General features: G+C 60.2%; 17 protein-coding genes. 3 read left to right on the forward strand and 14 right to left on the reverse strand.

What is annotated here, in order from left to right; all coding sequences use genetic code 11:
- The first annotated feature begins 791 nt into the window (after positions 1 to 791).
- Entirely contained in the window at positions 792 to 980 is a 189-nt protein-coding gene (locus HNO81_RS13115) for a hypothetical protein (protein WP_175318550.1), read from the forward strand.
- A gap of 3 nt (positions 981 to 983) precedes the next feature.
- Here the strand turns inward: HNO81_RS13115 and HNO81_RS13120 are convergent, their stop codons facing one another.
- From HNO81_RS13120 to HNO81_RS13150, 7 genes are all read right to left on the reverse strand, one after another.
- Positions 984 to 1,265: a hypothetical protein gene (locus tag HNO81_RS13120; RefSeq protein WP_175318551.1), complete on the reverse strand. Its 282-nt coding sequence runs from the start codon at positions 1,263 to 1,265 to the stop codon at positions 984 to 986.
- A gap of 83 nt (positions 1,266 to 1,348) precedes the next feature.
- Positions 1,349 to 2,035, reverse strand: a complete 687-nt coding sequence (locus HNO81_RS13125) for a hypothetical protein (RefSeq protein ID WP_175318552.1) — start codon at positions 2,033 to 2,035, stop codon at positions 1,349 to 1,351.
- 399 nt (positions 2,036 to 2,434) lie between these two features.
- Positions 2,435 to 4,948 (reverse strand): DEAD/DEAH box helicase, encoded by a 2,514-nt coding sequence (locus HNO81_RS13130; RefSeq protein ID WP_175318553.1) that lies wholly within the window; start codon positions 4,946 to 4,948, stop codon positions 2,435 to 2,437.
- Positions 4,941 to 7,097, reverse strand: a complete 2,157-nt coding sequence (locus HNO81_RS13135) for a site-specific DNA-methyltransferase (RefSeq protein ID WP_175318554.1) — start codon at positions 7,095 to 7,097, stop codon at positions 4,941 to 4,943. Before HNO81_RS13135 ends, HNO81_RS13130 begins: the two co-directional genes overlap by 8 nt.
- Positions 7,098 to 7,283: 186 nt before the next feature.
- Entirely contained in the window at positions 7,284 to 8,516 is a 1,233-nt protein-coding gene (locus tag HNO81_RS13140) for a hypothetical protein (protein WP_175318555.1), read from the reverse strand.
- Between the two features lie 30 nt (positions 8,517 to 8,546).
- A complete protein-coding gene (locus HNO81_RS13145; protein WP_175318556.1) occupies positions 8,547 to 10,178 on the reverse strand; it encodes a relaxase/mobilization nuclease domain-containing protein in 1,632 nt (543 codons plus the stop codon).
- Positions 10,179 to 10,182: 4 nt separating this feature from the next.
- A complete protein-coding gene (locus tag HNO81_RS13150) occupies positions 10,183 to 10,572 on the reverse strand; it encodes a MobC family plasmid mobilization relaxosome protein (protein WP_261620160.1) in 390 nt (129 codons plus the stop codon).
- Positions 10,573 to 10,822: 250 nt separating this feature from the next.
- Between HNO81_RS13150 and HNO81_RS13155 the strand changes: the two genes are divergently transcribed.
- Positions 10,823 to 11,125, forward strand: a complete 303-nt coding sequence (locus HNO81_RS13155) for a hypothetical protein (protein WP_175318558.1) — start codon at positions 10,823 to 10,825, stop codon at positions 11,123 to 11,125.
- 530 nt (positions 11,126 to 11,655) lie between these two features.
- Here HNO81_RS13155 and HNO81_RS13160 read toward each other — a convergent pair.
- From HNO81_RS13160 to HNO81_RS20425, 7 genes are all read right to left on the reverse strand, one after another.
- On the reverse strand, positions 11,656 to 11,922 hold the full coding sequence (locus HNO81_RS13160; protein WP_371818255.1) for a helix-turn-helix domain-containing protein: 267 nt from the start codon (positions 11,920 to 11,922) through the stop codon (positions 11,656 to 11,658).
- A gap of 24 nt (positions 11,923 to 11,946) precedes the next feature.
- Positions 11,947 to 12,213: a hypothetical protein gene (locus HNO81_RS13165; protein WP_175318560.1), complete on the reverse strand. Its 267-nt coding sequence runs from the start codon at positions 12,211 to 12,213 to the stop codon at positions 11,947 to 11,949.
- 56 nt (positions 12,214 to 12,269) lie between these two features.
- Positions 12,270 to 12,632, reverse strand: coding sequence for a hypothetical protein (locus HNO81_RS13170; protein WP_175318561.1), 363 nt, complete (start codon positions 12,630 to 12,632; stop codon positions 12,270 to 12,272).
- Positions 12,633 to 12,757: 125 nt separating this feature from the next.
- On the reverse strand, positions 12,758 to 13,654 hold the full coding sequence (locus HNO81_RS20150; protein ID WP_175318562.1) for a single-stranded DNA-binding protein: 897 nt from the start codon (positions 13,652 to 13,654) through the stop codon (positions 12,758 to 12,760).
- Positions 13,655 to 13,659: 5 nt separating this feature from the next.
- Positions 13,660 to 13,926 (reverse strand): glutaredoxin family protein, encoded by a 267-nt coding sequence (locus tag HNO81_RS13180; RefSeq protein ID WP_175318563.1) that lies wholly within the window; start codon positions 13,924 to 13,926, stop codon positions 13,660 to 13,662.
- A 535-nt stretch (positions 13,927 to 14,461) separates the two neighbouring features.
- Positions 14,462 to 15,166, reverse strand: coding sequence for an SOS response-associated peptidase (locus HNO81_RS13185; RefSeq protein WP_175318564.1), 705 nt, complete (start codon positions 15,164 to 15,166; stop codon positions 14,462 to 14,464).
- Positions 15,167 to 15,229: 63 nt separating this feature from the next.
- Positions 15,230 to 15,430 carry a three-helix bundle dimerization domain-containing protein gene (locus HNO81_RS20425; protein WP_371818256.1) on the reverse strand — a complete coding sequence of 67 codons (201 nt, stop codon included), beginning with the start codon at positions 15,428 to 15,430 and terminating at the stop codon, positions 15,230 to 15,232.
- A gap of 200 nt (positions 15,431 to 15,630) precedes the next feature.
- On the opposite strand from HNO81_RS20425, the gene HNO81_RS13190 reads away from it, so the two are divergent.
- Entirely contained in the window at positions 15,631 to 15,858 is a 228-nt protein-coding gene (locus HNO81_RS13190) for a DUF2188 domain-containing protein (protein WP_175318565.1), read from the forward strand.
- Positions 15,859 to 15,906 lie beyond the last annotated feature (48 nt).

A 15,906-nucleotide genomic window follows, 5' to 3' on the forward strand; every position in this document is an offset into this window, starting at 1 on the left:
GACGCAGGCTTTCGTGGCGAATACGCTCACATTTGATCCGCAGGGATGCCAGTAGCGGCTGAGAGGGGCTGCAAATGATCACCGCACTCATCATCTCCTTGCGCGGCCGCCGGTCCGCCGGGCGCCGGCAACTGGCGAAGCTCCAGTCAAATAGCGGTTGACCGGAGCTTCGCTCCATTATGTGCGCCTACGGCTGGGAATTTCCTGTGAAGCGGGGCAAGGGACTGATAGCCGACGTTACGTAAAGTATCAAGTTGATAGTTGCTAACGCTAGCTACCGAAAGCCCACCCTTCCTCCCCTCGTTTCGGTGCTATGGGAGGCGGATACGCACGTGATGCCAGTCCTCCTGCAAGCCAAAAAGACCGATACTGGCTCTTTCCAGGGCTCCCAAGCACATTTCAATTGAGCACACATACAGCAGCAGTTTGAAGTGCGTTTCTATGTTTTGGCGGCAATATACGATCAATGAATGGACCAATGCCTCACCCTCAGCACTAGCGACCTCGTCAGCCTCTGCGTACAGCTGTCTGGACGTGTGGAGGGCCTAAAGGCTCAGCCCTACTGGACGGCCGCGATTGCCGCACTGGCGGCTGCATTCACCGCATTCCTTAGCACACGCGGGTCAATGCTCGCGAGCCGCAGAGAACGTCGGAATAAGAGTCAGCGTGAGGCACTGTACGGTGCCCAAGATGCTGCTCAAGCGCTCCGCACAAAGTGGACCAGCCTAAAGTCATGGAGGGAAAACGGCGAAGACGGCAAACGCCCCCTACCAGAGCATAAGGAGCAGGACTTGCTTGCTGCCTTCGAGAAGATGGTGAGTCGCATCAAAGACGAAGACCTAAAAGATAAACTCAGTGACTGGCGGGATTGGTCCCGCTTGTACTTCCATGGCTCCGAGGAACACGACAGACATGGCGAACGGGATCGTTGGAAGCTTGCCATCGAACTATGTGGCAAGAAAGCGCTAGAAATCGACTAACCGCTAGGCGCTAGCGAGGCTCCGGACAGTGACATGCATACCGCGCTTTGATGCTTCGCGCTCCATGTCGGCGATCCACTCTTTGCCGCCTCCGATGACTTCGACGTCGGTAAGGCCAGCATCGGCTACGCGCTTGACCAGCTGAGAGACGAAGCTCTCCGTATTGACATCCAAGTCTCGACTATCGATGAGAACTGACTCATGGGCATCCAGATTCGCGGAGCCGACAAGTCTATCGGCAAGCGCCCGAGAGCCGGCGACGCTAGGAACATTGATAATTTTCAATTGGATTCCCCTTTCGCCTGTGTAGTAAGTGTATAGGTTTAGGTAGGTTTCGGGACCTGCTCAGCAGATCATCCCGCAAATCGTTACGCGATGGGAAGCACAACGTCCAGGATCGTTCCCGCGTAGAAGCCCGCATTGCCAGTCCATGGGTGTAGCCCGTGGGGGCTTAGGTGAACCAGGGAATGCCCGGAGATCAAGGCACCCCTTCCACCATGGAGCTTAATGGATTCATGAATGGAGGTTAGTCCCCTGCCGCGGTCCTCGTCCACGAATTCTGATGTGCCCGTAACCGCCATCATCAAGGCGTGCTTCTCTGTCGTAGCCCCAGCCTTCACAAGCGTTGAATAGACGCCTACCCCAGCGTCTGCAACTGCCAGCCGTAATTTGCTGCCACTGTTAAGAACCTGAGCTGCCATGAACCCTCGGCTTACCCTCGCATGCTCGGGCACGTTACATCCAGCCTCCAACAGTGCCTGTGAGACGGACCGCTGCAGCGGGGCTGCCACGGACTGATAATTGACGATGGAAACCAGGCCCGCGACGTCGTCCTCAGAGGAAAACGCCCTTACTTCCACAAGTGCCCGTTCGGATAAGGCGAGGTTAGCATTCACGCTAGGCAACTGATGGGCTACTCCGGCGGAATCAAACACCTTGTCCATTCCCATACGGGACAAGTAGTAACGCACATCCCGGCTGGCAGGGGGGACGAATCTTATCGGCATGCCAGCAGAGGCCTTTGCGTCAACGAAGGCTGCCAGTGATGCCATCATCGCAGGACCCACCCAGCCGCTTTTTGAAAGATCGACCAGACACTCAGACTCTGACCGTCCAGGGCACAACGCGGAGAAAATTTGTGATCCCTCAGTGGCATCACATCGTTCCTGCGCTACCCAATCCACGACGGACCCCAATCTGCACCATTGTCTCGGCTATCTCAATCGAGGTCCCGCCAGGCTGCCAACCTATTCTACTGGGGGTCGTGCGCCCACAGGACTTCTTAAAGCAACCGCCACGTGCGCGACCACATGGTCCAACAAGACCCACGTGCTCAGAGCCCCTAGAATTTCCTGCGCGCACAAAAGGGAAGACCCCTATAAATGGCCTCCCCTTTTGTATGGCGTTTAGAAACGCGCCATCGATTGCTGCGCCATGAACCCTTCTTATTCCACTTAGCGCGTCCCGAACGCCTTCATCTGGTCCCAGTCAAGCCCGGCATCATTGACATCGTCTTCGGTGAGAAGGATGTAGTGCCAGCGCCCGTCAACCATGCCCGAATTATTGACGGTGTTGGCCCACGTCTTTGCGGCCTTCATTTTCTGCCGGACATCCTCAGCGGTGGCTTCCTTGTTCATCTTGGTCTCGATGAGCCAAGAAGTCCTTTGCCCGTCAATCTCCTCAATAGCAACCAAATCAGGATTGTACGTCCGACCTTCCTGCGTCCACGTAATTGGAAGGTCGTTGATGTGGAGACGAGCCCAAACAATCACGTTTGGGGCGTCATCCAGCGCCTGTGCTGCCTTATATTCAGGCGACGTGTCGAACCAGGCGTACTTGTAGAGGCACTTCTTCCAACCGTCGAAGGCAATGGCCTTGGAGTGTGGCTCAGAATGGCCATCGAGATGCTCTCTGGTAGAAACCCGTTCTTTGGCCAACGGCGCGAACTGTACTTCGTCCGAAAAAACTACGTCGTTGCTGGCCACAACCTTCAGTTGCTCTGTAACGAGGGAACCGAGCCTGCGTACGGCACGCTCACCAAACGCAGATAGGTGCTCTTGGGCAGCATCTCCCATGCCATCGATAACTAGATTGACCAGGCGCTGTGCAGCGCGCACTTCGCCAGCATCAGGGCGGACCTTTGGCACACGCATAATTGCCTTGAGCAGAGCATCACGGGAGGATTCAAGCGGAATATCTAGCGCGAGTGCCCGAACCGTACCCTCTGCTTGGACTCCTCGAATAGTCCCTGTTTCATCGGGCTTCAGCAGGGTCCGCCGCAATTCTGTGTCGGCCTCGGTAGTGAGCGCCCTCCCAAGGGCGATGAATGGCTGCTCATCATGAATTTGGTTCAGGGATACCGCCACCTTCGATGCAACCTTGGTTGTATAGGGGATTGCGATCTGAGTACGGCCGATGACTGGGTAATGCTTACGCGGCTTCGACTCGGTTTCAGCCGCCGCAGCCTTCGCTTTCGCGAGGGTGTCCTCTATGTCAGCAAGTCCCCCTTTGGGTGCTTCAGATCTAGCAGAGTCGCCGCCCGTGTTGGTGAGTTCGCCAGTCGGCACAGTGGGCGGTTCGTCGCCCTGACCATCGGCAGGAAAGATGTCGGCATCTTCTTCGATGACTCTCTTACGGGCAATGAGTTTGCCTTCTGCAGTTCGGCGTAGCTCGGCTAGTACCGCGTGATCAATAAACCTCTCATTCAGTGCATGCCTCTTTGCTAGGAGGGCCTCATAGCGTTCGTGTGCAAGCACCTCGAGAGTGTCAAGCATTTCGATTCCGGTGTACTGGCCGAAGGGGAGTCGCATACCGCGTCCGAGAGTCTGCTCGGTGAGGACGGTGGAAACACTTACACGCATAGAGGCGATGACGTAGACGTTTTTGACGTCCCAACCCTCCTTCAGCATTCCGACACTGATGATAATTCGGACTGGTGAGTTTGGGTCCTCGACTTCGTCCAGGGCAGCTAGGGCATTTTCCTTCTCGTCGCCGGTCAAGTTTGAGTGAACGACCAGCGTTCGGCCAACCCATGCACCGCCATCGAAAGCTTCGCTGTCCAGCATGTCCCGGTAGCGGTCTGCCTCGGAGGTGTCCTGGGCGATGACGAGCATGACCGGATTGATCCTCGGGATCCCCTCTTCATCGCAGCGGGCATGAGCGAGCCGCTCTTTGTAGCGAAGTAGAGTAACGCCATCAAGGAGCTTAGTGTGGTCATCGATGCGATCGTCCTTGCGCGCAACCAACACCGGCGTCTTAACAAGTCGGTCCGTTATCGCACGCGCCAGCGGATACCGGTAGACGACCATATCTCCGTCTGCAGGCGCGGGTGTGGCAGTTAGACCGACAACAAGCTCGGGATGAAGCTCATTGATGGTGCGGGCGAATGCCTTACCGCGGTAGCAGTGATGTTCATCGGCGAGTACGACCAAGTCGTTGAGGTTGGCTAGAAATTCGTAGAACGATCCGGAGAGCGTTTCCTGGTACTCGTGGGTCTCGCGTCCGCCGCTCTTCTCATCCTTCTGCGTAAGCGCTTGGACTGTAAAGATGTACAACTTCGTGCGACTTGGGTCTTTCATTGCGGTAAGGGTTGAGGACTGCTTGAAATTGTCTTTCGTTACCACGTACGGGGCTGCCTTCATCGCTGCGGTGAGTGACTTGGAGTTTCCCGGGGTGAAGTTCTTGACGCTCTTGTCGCGGATAGTCCGCCCCGGCGCCAACAGTAGAAAGTTGCGGGCCGGCGTCTCGAGGCCCGCGAAGTAATCGATCAAGCCCGCCATAACGTAGGTCTTGCCGACGCCCGTGGCTGAGTCGACAATGCATTCGAAAGGGCCTTCTTTGCCATCGACGTCATAGTGCATTGACGTCATGGCTGCGACGCTCTCGATTGCCTGCTGGTTCGGATCTCGCAGTTCGAGGCGTGCGGCGATCTGTTTGAGCAGGTCCTGGTCAATAGTCACGTCAGTCATGGTTCGGTCCCTCCTGGGTGGCAGCTCGCCGCCTGAACGGAGAGGTCTGGGCGGCCCGACGACGATAGGCGTCGAGTACGGCTTCAGGAATGCGTGTGAGTTTCGACCCAGGACGGGCTTTACGGAGGGCCTCCGCGGCATCTACGTCAAGTTGGGTAGCCCACACTTCAACGATTTCGCCCTGCGGTAGTTGATCAACAATGGCAGCCACTGTCCCTTCCCCAACAAGTCCGTCGAGGATGACGTAACGGACCCTGCCGTTCCTAGCGGCAAAGATGCCGTCCGGCTTATAACGGACCTCCAGCTGAGCGCACATTGCTTTTGCGAGCTCGCCTTGGGTGATCCAATCGGCAAGAACAACAATGCCACCGATATCCTCGAACATCGACGGTCCGACTTGGACGTGAGTGAATCCACCGCCGCCACCCCAGATCCGGGTGGCTTGTTGGCGGGTTTTAGTGAGTCGGCTCAATTGGCTCTTGACCGACTTCGTCGCATCAAACGTCGCCTGAGAGCCAATCTTCTTGAGGAGTGCAAGCAAAGTCTTATGCTCCCCGTCATTTAGCGGGCTGGTCCCGTCTTTCTTGGTGGCCCTGGCGATTTTTGCGAGTTCCTTATCCATCGAGACAGCAAGCAGGGCTTCGTCTTCGTTCTCCAAGAGTCTGCCAAGCACCTGCTGGAACTCCTGGGCGCCGTCTGGTTTCATTCCCTCTGGGAGATCGACGCCCTCATCAGCCACGCGCGCGATGAGCGTGGTGATACCACCTTGGTCCTCGCCTCGGACGACTTTGACAAGGCGAGGCTTGGTGAAGGAATCGACAGTCTCGGAGAGCAGCTCGCTCGTTACCCAACGGCGTCCGAGCTTGTGTGCGACAGCTGCCGTGGTGCCCGACCCAGCGAAGCAGTCGAGGACAATATCGCCGGGCTCCGTGGATACCTCAATAATTTTTCGAAGCAGCCGTTCAGGCTTCGGAGTAGCGAACGGGGTCTGGCCGGGGAAGAGTGCCTTTATCTCGGCCTTCGCCTCTCGGTTGTGGCCAACCTCTTCGTTCAACCACAACGTTCGCGTATTCGTACCGGAATCGGGCTGAGGTCGTTTCCGACCAAGGGTTCCCTTGGGCCGAAGGATGAATTCGGGCCAGGAGCCAGCGTCTTTGCGTCGCTGCACAGATTTCTGAGCGTCTTCGAGGGGCTCCGCCAGCATGATTGCCGGGATTTCTTTCCGCAGCTTGTCTATGGAGACACCGCAGATATCGGCGCGGATATCATCGTCAGAACCCAGCACACGAAGTTCAAACTTCGCGTACTCGGAGAGCGCAGCAAAGACAGTCTCTTGCTTCGCTCCCCAGCAACGTCCCTTAGCCGGATACATAAGTTCCCCGGTCACAGGTGATTGAATAGCGTAAACCCAGGTCTGGTTGCGGTGAGCACTCGGAGCAGTCGGGTCACCGTCGTACCAGGGCTCATCATCCCCATCCGCCGACTTGTAGATCGCGTTTAATTCTTCATCACGCAATCCGCGCACTAGGCCAGATTTCGCAGTCTTACCGTAAACAAGCAGGGTGTCATGGTCTACGGAGAAGTTTGGAAGGTCATTGCGTGGACCGTCTGCTTTCTGCCAGATGACTGTCCCGAGATACATGTCGATCCCGAGTTCCTCGTCCATGACCGCGCGGCAGCGGTGGACTTCGGCATCGTCGAGGTGCACCCATATAACCCCGTCATCAGCCATCAGGGGTTTGACCTGGCGGAGGCGATCCCTAAGCATCGTGACCCAGATGGAGTGTTCAATATTGTCTTCGTAGTGACGGAAGGTTTTCTTGGTATTGAAGGGCGGGTCTATATAGACCAAGCGCACGTTGCCGAGATATCTCTCCGAGTACTCAGGAGTCTTGGTGAGCGCGTCCAGTACGTGCATGGCGTCACCAGTAATAAGCAGGTTGTCAGCCGTCGGTTCGGGCTGATCTTCTAACTGATCCTGGGTCGTCGCCCCGTCGACCCGCTCAACCTCGCGTAGCAATCGGACTTCCGAGACCCGGAAATCCGACGGTTCAACGAATGTGTAGTCGTACTTGCCGTCACCAGTTGAGAGGAGCGCCTTGTCTTTGTTGGTCCAGGTGAGTTCGAGTCCTCCGCTGTGAGGCGCCATGCTTTGTCCATTCGTTCTGCTCAAGTTTCCACCCCATTCTTCACGACCCATGCACGTTTCCATGTATGGGCTCGTGTGACGTCACCCTGGCCGCAGCCTTCGCCAACTGCCCCAGGCATAAACACGATGGATACAGAGAGCGAGGAGACCGCTATAGCGGTATCCTCGCTCTCTACGTGGACTTATCTAGCGGGCGGGCCCGCTCTTGGTCCGCTCCGCACCCACACCTGCCCCTGTCCGGGTCTTCTTGGCCTTGGCGGCAGCTTTACCCATGGTGACGGCTCCGCTGGGGTGTGTGCCCTCGCTGCGCTCCGCGGCTAGCCGCCCTCGAACTTGATTCTCGTTGGCGCCAGTAGTGGCCAGGGAAGCGGCAAATGCTTCCTGGCGCTCCGCTGATGCATAGTCCGCGGCAGATGTGCTTTCAGCCTTCAGCCCTTGGTCCTTGAGCCGGCTACTGTCATTGCCGGTGACACGGTTTTCGATTTCGCGGCCGACGCCTTCGAGGCGGGCAAAGAGTTCCTTCTCAGCGCGTTCGTAGCGCTGCTCCAGTGGCAACTGCTCGGAGCCCTGGAAGCCGCCCTCGGCGAGGAGTTTGGCTTCGTGCATGTCCTTGGCGGCTTTGACGAACTCGGGATCTTTGAAGTGGGCGTCGTTGGCTCCGTTGATGTTGGCCGTGGTTTCTTTGCGTAGCTGGTCGATGTCGGGTCCGTTGATGCCGTCCTTGCCGATGAGGAACATGCGTTCCTTGATGTCGGCGTCGGCAGCTGCGACTGCCTTCGGGGTTTTGGCGTTGTGTGCCCGTTGCAATGCCTGTGCCAGCTCGGGGTTGGCCAGGTACTCCACGGGCACTTGGTGGCGCTCCAGTTCCGGTGCCAGTTTCACTGCCTGCGCGCGGAGTTCTTCAGCGCGGGCCGCTGCGAGAAGCTGCATGGCCTTCTCTTGTTCGGCGGCTGCCTTCCGGGCCTCTTCCTGGCTCAGGGCCAGTGCCTCCTGACGGGCCCTTTCTGCTGTGATGGTCTGGATACCTGATTCCAGGTATGCGGTGTCCGCGCCGACGTCGCGGGTGTCGATCCCGTAGCGGGTCAGGACCTCCTGCCTGATGCGTTCGGCGGCCGCCAGTGCCGCTGGGTCATGGTCTTTCCAGGCTTCGGCCACAGCGTGGGCAGTGGCAATGTCGTCGGATTGCGCTTTGTCCCACCACTGATCCTTCTCGATAGGCGAGAGTGCTGCGCGTGTGGCGCTGCGTTGGGCGGCCAGTTGGGCCTGCGCTTCATTCGCTGCCTGGGCGTCCTGCTGTTCCCTCTGCCGTTGCAGTTCCTGCCGGCGGCGAGCCAGGGTTTCGGCGATACGCGAGGCGATCAACAGCGACTGGCGCATTCCGCCGTCCAGGACTTCATCGATTCCATCTGATTCACTCATGGTGTTCCCCCTTGCACTTGGTGTTCTTCTTTATCGGTCGAGTCCGGGGCCGGATTCGCGCCCCGTGTGCTGGTGGTCCTTCGTCGGTGTCGGTGTCGTGGGTACTGCCGAACCTGGGCGGATGGGAGCCATGCCGCGAAGCCCAAGTTCCACGGACTTTGGCGCCGGCATCTGTTCTGACGTGGCTTGTTCGGGTGCGCCTACCGTGACTGGTTTAGGCATCGTGGCAGCGAAGGGCTTCAGCTGTTCGGTCACGACGGCGCGGATACGCTGCGCCTCCCGTTTGCGTCCCGATTGCTGGTGCATCTCGTGGATGGCAAAGGCAGTGTTCACCAGCTGCAGCATGAGGGCGGCTTGGGCCGCTGTCTTGTTCTTGCTCGACGCTGCCATGAACAGCATGGCCGTCCCCGCGATGGACGGCAGCGGCACAGGTTTGCTGTGCTGGCGTGGCGCACGCAACTGCGCTGTGCGGGACAGCTCCGCAGCGGTCGCAGCCAGCGGTCCCGGCGTGGGTTCGAGTCGATGCGACCATGCTGCAAATGCCCCCGAAACTTCCCGGGCCGCCTTCGCCCACGTGGCGTGGTCATCCCGCGGCAGTACCCGCAGCTTTTCAACCAGCGCCGCAGCATTGCGGGTGTACTCCACCCAGACATCGGCTGACGGCGTGGCGTTCTCAGGACCCGTCCTGGAGACCTTGCGCTTGTTGCGCGCGGCCGCGTTCCACTCGGCTGCAGCCTCCGTGGCCAACGGCGGGGAATCCATCCATTCCTCACGCAACGCACCGAGCTTCAGGTCCGAAGCCAACGTGCCGCCGCCGAACCAAATAGGACGCTCACCCGCTTTCGGGCGTTCGGCCACGGAGTAACCCACGATGACGTCAGTGGTGTTCTTCGCGTATCGCGGCCGGAGCAGCATTCCTGTGTCCCTGGCCCTCCGAACGAACTCTGCTTCGGTCGCTGACGCACTCGCGCTGGCGCGCACTTTCCGTGCCAGCGCACTGCGGTGCATTTCCCGCTCGTCACGGGCGGCCGTTGCCTTCTCGGCCCGGTCGTAACCGCGGGTGGCGTGCACGGTTGAGAGCTGTTCCAGACCGTACTTGACCTCCAGCTCGCGGCAGGTCTGCTGGGCCCTCTTGTAGTCGCCGTGCGTGGATGCCTTGGTGCCGTCTTCACGGACCAGGGACACTGCGATGTGGATGTGGTGGTTGCCGTTCTCCGATGTGCCGTGATTAATCGCGGCCCAGCGGCAGCGTGCCTTCCCGCTGGTCTCGGTGAAGCCCATGGCGTCCACGAAGTCGTTTGCGATGTCACCCCACTGCTGGTCCGTCAGTGCGCCTTCCTCGGCACGCAGGCTCAGCGAGCAGTGCCAGACGCTGGCATCCTTGTACCCGACGTGGACGCGCTCCTTTTTGGCCGCATCCCACTGCATGTCCTTGATCTGAACTGACACACCAAAGGCCTTCCGGGGCCGGTCAAGGTGCTTGGCGATGGCCAGGGCATCGTCCTTATCCAGAACACCGTCGTCGTACCAGGCCATGATCGCCGCGTCGCCGGCCACTAGGTGTGGTTCGGTGTGCGCGTTCTTCGTCTTATCGGCATCCGTGGATGCGAGATACAGGACAAGGCCGGCCATCCGAGAGCCGCGGGTGATGTTAGGAATCATGGGCCTACATCAGCCCATCAATGGCATCATCAATCCGCATCGCCACCGTACGGATATGCTTCAACGCCTGGCTCGCCTCGACAGGGAAATCTCCTGTAGCGTTCGCCTGCCGCGCCAGCTGGTTGATGTTGTTCGACGAGCGCGCCAGCAGGTTGTGCAGAGCCATCAATTCGGCAGCAATCGCGCGGCGCTCCGTGGGTGAATCGGAAGACTCTGACAGCGCCGATGACACCAGCAGGTTCGGTACCGTCACCCGTTCCCTGGCAGCACGCGCCATGAGGGCCGCGTCTTCCTCGGCGGTGACCCAAACGTCACGGCGCTTCTTGGTCCCAGCGGGCTTGTTCTCCCGACGCCGGCGGGAGAACCGGGAACGAGGTGCATTCTCTTCGGTCACTCGTTCCCCCATCCCTTCAACTGGCCCAGCGCAGCGACCCCGGAACCGGGGACCACACTGCCAAGTGTGCCGTACTCGACCACCAGTGTCGAGCGCGACAAGCCACTTACGCGGGCGTAAGTGTATAGCTTGCTTCGCCGATCGACCGTGCAACGCATCCCGCCCGATGGTGCGGGTTGCGGCAGGCGAACGACCCCGCGGATCCGTACACTGGAACCGGCACACACCTACGAGGGGGAAGTGAGAGACCATGGCGACCATCAACATCGAAGCCACCAAAAGCCAGGCCCGCGCGCTGCTTGACTCGCGCATCAAGTCCGTCGAAGAACTTGTCCAGGCACGCCAGCGCGTGACCGATCTAAAGGAGCAGCTCGCCGCCGCCGAGCGCGACGACAAGCGCGCTTACGTCAAAGCAACCCGCGACGGTTGGAGCCCGGAGGAACTGAAGAAGCTTGGCCTGGAACCGGCCGCAGCCGGCCGCCGTCGCAAAGCCCAGGCGAAGCCCTCCGAGTCCCCCGACGCGTCCGATACGAACGGCGCCCAGGAGAACTAACCCCTCGCACACATGGGCACGACAAAAGCTAAATCCTTCGGGCTTTTCCCGCACCCATGTGCACGACGGGACCCACCTGACCGGCTGCACACAGACGCCAGGTCACCGAGCGCAGGAACCTCACCATCCGGGACCGGCGAATGTGCACAGCCTGGCGAGTGCCAGCACACCAACGGGCACGTTCCCCATGGTCCAAGACCGGCGCTGCCGTCGCACCCGAAGGGGACTGCTGGGTTTACTCCAGCAGGGACGACACGGGACTGCACAGCGGGACATCCTATGGTGCATACGGAACCACTCCCGAGGGCTGGCTTCTAGGGCACAGGGGGGCTTCCCGGGCCGGTACAGGGCGGTGACAACCACAAGCTGTAGGGCGGCGCTAATCGCCACCAACTTCCGCAGGCCCGCGTGATCCAAACAATGGCACCAGCCGCAGCAAGAGACTTCACAAGAAGTGAACCTGACTATGAACTGGGGAAGGCCGGCAACCCGTAAGGGCGCCGGCCTTCACTGTCTCAAACCTTCGCACATCAGTCGTCCGCGGGGGTCTCTCCCTCGGGCACTTGGCCGGACGCAATCCGATCCGCTGTCTTTTCGTAAGCGGCGTCAATGTACGCTGCCAGGTCATCCTCCCGCACGCGCCATATGCCCCTCGGTCCGAACTGCGCTCCCCTCAGCTCGCCGCTTCGCAGCAGCGCGTAGACCATCGGTTTTCCGAGGTTCAAAATCTCCTGGACCTCGGCCATCGTCAGCATCTTTAGGAACGGCAGGGACGTCCGGACGCCGATCTTGTTCACTTCTTCAGTCCACTGACCCATCGCCTACGTTTCCTCGTTTCGGTGCTTCATTTCATCCATCGTTCTCTGGCCCCGCCGCAGCTCGCCAGCCTGCACCGGAGGCCACGGCTTGCCGCCGTTGTACTTGCGCTGCAGACGCTTCACTTCACGCATCGTCGCCCGCACGATGAGGTCCGAAACACTCGCGTCACCCTCCTGCAGGCCGGCCGCCTTGAACGCAGCCCGGACCTGCCCGGCCTGGTCTTCGGTGTAGTACGGGGTGAATGCCGGAACCTTCTTTGGTTTCGCCATCAAGAGTCTCTGCTTTCAGGCGCGCGGTGCACTCGGGCAGGTCTCCAGGTTGCTGATCATGAGTCCCCCTCTGTTTTGTATCCCTGCCCGGCGATGGCGTTCTGCGCCTCGGCCAAATGTTCCCCGAGCTGTGCAGCCAAGCCAGCGGCCGCACGCATATGCTCAGCGGCCACAGCGGCAGAGTGAGCCGGATCCCGGCCGTCATCCTCGTAGACGTTGTACTCGGTAACTGACCTCTCCAGGCCTGCGGCGAGTTGCTGAAGGGCCTGGGCCAACATGTGCCCCGTGGCTCCTTTCAGATTTCCCAGGACCTTGTAGACCGTGGGCGCCGGGTAAGTCTGGCTCATGTGGCAGATCGCGCGTACCGCGTCATAGATGGCATCGGCTTCCTGGACAACGGCCGTCGTTTCATCACTCATAGAGGGCTCCTAGCTTCTTGCGGGAAGTGCGGCTTCAGGCCACGCGTCCCTGGTGCTCTTGACCGGGATTCGGACAGTCGTGCGTCGGGGTCAGCGTATCGGCTGCCCCCGACGCTGGGGTTGTTTTAGAAGGGGGGTTCGGAGTCGGGTCCGTTGCCCCATCCCCCGGCGGCATTGCTGGTGGCCGGCACGGCCCAGGGATCATCCTGCGGCCCGGTCTGCGGTTGGTTGTTGCCGTTGCCCTGGAAGCCGTTCCCCTGGCCGCCCTGGTTGCCGCGCTGCGTGCGGTTGACCTTGGCGTTGGCGTAGCGGAGTGAGGGGCCGATCTCGTCCACTTCGAGCTCGATCACGGTGCGCTTCTCGCCTTCCTTGGTTTCATAGGAGCGGGACTTCAACCGGCCCGTGACGATGACGCGCATGCCCTTGGTTAGGGACTCGGCGACGTTCTCAGCTGCCTCCCGCCACACACTGGCCCGGAGGAAAAGTGTCTCCCCGTCCTTCCACTCGTTGGACTGACGGTCGAAGGTCCTGGGCGTTGACGCGATGGTGAAGTTCGCCACCGCGGATCCCGAAGGCGTAAAGCGGAGTTCTGGATCCGAAGTTAAGTTTCCGATGACTGTGATGGTGGTTTCGCCGGCCATGATGGTTCCTTTTCCTCGTGTGCTGGTGGTGTTCTGGGTGTCTGTTGTGGGTTCGTTTTGAGGTTTGGTCCCACCCGGTTGGTCGTGGGTGAGGTCGTTGGGTTGGTACTGGTTCGCGGTGTGTTCGTCCCAGAGACCGCCGTCCCCGAGTGGGGCACGGTTGATTGCCTCAACGTAGCGGTCGTCCCCTCCCTTATCCGTGGCTGTGTAGCCGTCGTACAGGTCCTCACTGAGGGGTTCCACAATGGCGGGGTCCACAACGTAGGGGTCCACGACCTCGAAGGGAATCCTGCCGCTGGGGTTGACCTGCCGGAACAGGTCCACTTCCAACGGGATCCGTGGGCTGAGGTTGAACCCGACGACCGGTCCCGGGGCGGTCACGGCCCTCACGCTGCCTTGTGAGTCATGGCCGCGTGGACGAGCTTGTCGCGGCGGAGGCCGGACCAGTGGTCCTGGTCGTCCGCGTTGTTCACGACGACGGGTGCCTGGGAGTAGCCGAGTTCGGCGGTGATGTACTCCAGCGCCGCCGGCACTTCGGTGATGTCCACGGCCGTGTAGGTGATGCCCTTGGAGTCGAAGTAGTCCTTCGTCTTCTCGCAGTTGGGGCAGTCGGGCTTGGTGTAGACCGTGTAAGCGGTGGGTGAAGCAGTCATTTTCAGCACCTGGTTTCGTATCAAATAAGTTTCGTTCGTCTGGCTGACTTGCTAGCTCAATTCTAGCAATCATTCAACTGAATGAATAGGGATCCTGCCGCATTTTTCGGGGTTTTTCGCTTCCAGTTCGGTTATGTAGCTCAACCTAAGGGCTATTGGCCCTATAACCACTTCTGTCGATTTCAGAAGCTGATCGCACAAATGTCAGAAGTCCTATTCACATAGCCCACACTGGAGCCTAGCGTGGCGGGTTTTCGGCAGTAGAAGGCAGGTGACGCCGCCGGCGACTGTGGTCATCCCCGCAGGCTCGCCAAAGCGAGAGCCCCCCTGTGCCCTAAGAGGCTCCCCCGCTCCCGGCGCCGCAGGAAACCATGGCGGAGAGGTGGCACTGGTATGTGTCGTCCCTGCTGGAGAGACCTTGGCCGCCGATGCCGGGTGCGCCGGCCCTGGTCGTCGTGGCCCATGGGGAAGTCCGCCGCGGAGTCCCCGCCTTGCCTTGCCGGCCTCCTGCCGGTGCACGCTGCAGTACGCGCGGTTAGGCTGCGGGCTCGATGAGCTCGGGACCATTGTTTCGGACGCTGTTCACCCGGTCGCTGACGATCCTTGGGGTTAGGACCGGGTCAGGCAGCGAATCCAGTAGGTGCTGCACGTCGTCCTTGTCCGTCAGGTCCGGGTCCAGCCACTCGCCAAACCGGTCACGGGGGATGATGACCGGGGAGCGGTCATGGATATGCCCCAGCGTGTCTTGGGTAGTGGTAGTCAGCACGGTGAAGCTCAGTAACCACCGTTCCGGGTCACCCTCGGGCAGGGCGGGATCAGCCCACCACTCGTACAGGCCGGCGAACCCCAGCAACGGCTCTTGTTCGGAGTACAGGTAGTTCGGGATCTTCTTGCCGTCCTCAGTCTTCTGCCATTCGTAGTACCCCTCGGCCGGGACCAAGCATCTGCGCTTCACGGCCGCCTTGCGGAAGGAAGGCTTTTCCAGGATGCTTTCGCTTCTGGCGTTGATGAGCTTGTTCCCGATCTTGATGTCCTTGGCCCAGGACGGGACCAATCCCCAGTGCGCTATGAGCAGGTGCCGGTCCAAAGTGCCTTCATCGAGCCGCTCGGCGACGATGGGCACGTCCTGAGTGGGGGCCACATTCCAGCTCGGGGACGGCGGGGTACCCTCAACCTCCTTGGCGTCGAAGGCGCTCAACAGGTCACCGGTGGCTTTGGACATCACGTAACGGCCGCACATAAGCCCATTCTGCCCGACCCGCCGGCATCCAGGCCCTCATGCCAAATCCGCGCGGGGAGGGGTCTAGGAGCAGCCGCCTTGCAGGCGCTTCATGGCCGCGCGCTCGACCAGTACCGGAACCATCGCCCTGACCGGCCCGGAATTAAAGGCCGAATACTCTTCGCAAACGGCGTCCTCGACGTCCGTCCGGGAGCGCCCGGGAAATCTGCAGGCAAGGGTGTTGATTACCGACACCACAGCCCGCTGCTCTTCACTGCACTCCATCGTTTACCTCATCGTCGAGCCTATGCCGGAGCTTGAATGATAAGCATGCTTTCTATGAGGGTTTGGAGTCAAGCTTCTTCGCCTGGCCCCCATCAGGCGAAGTGGTTTCGAGGAAAGCCCTGCAGCTCCCAGCGTTGCGGGGCTTTTCGCTACCCGCGTTCCAGCGGGTGTCAGCATCCGATCGGCAGAGGGAGTGTGCAGTGGCTCAGGGCGACATCGAGACGTACTACGAAAATGGCCAGTGGAAGAACAAGCGTGAGGGTAGTGACCGCGCGTTCGGGGCCGGCTACGACACCAAGGACGAAGCGGTGACTGCGGGTCGGGCAGCGGCGCAGGCCGACAAGGTGGAGCACGTCATCAAGAACCAGGACGGCCAGATCAGCTCCAAGAACAGTTACGGCAATGATCCGAGGAATGTCCCGGGCTGATCCTTCCTGCGGTTGCCCCACCGGTAGAAGGCAACTGGGAACAACGCG

It is taken from the genome of Pseudarthrobacter sp. C4D7, assembly GCF_013359725.1.
Classification (GTDB): Bacteria; Actinomycetota; Actinomycetes; order Actinomycetales; family Micrococcaceae; genus Arthrobacter.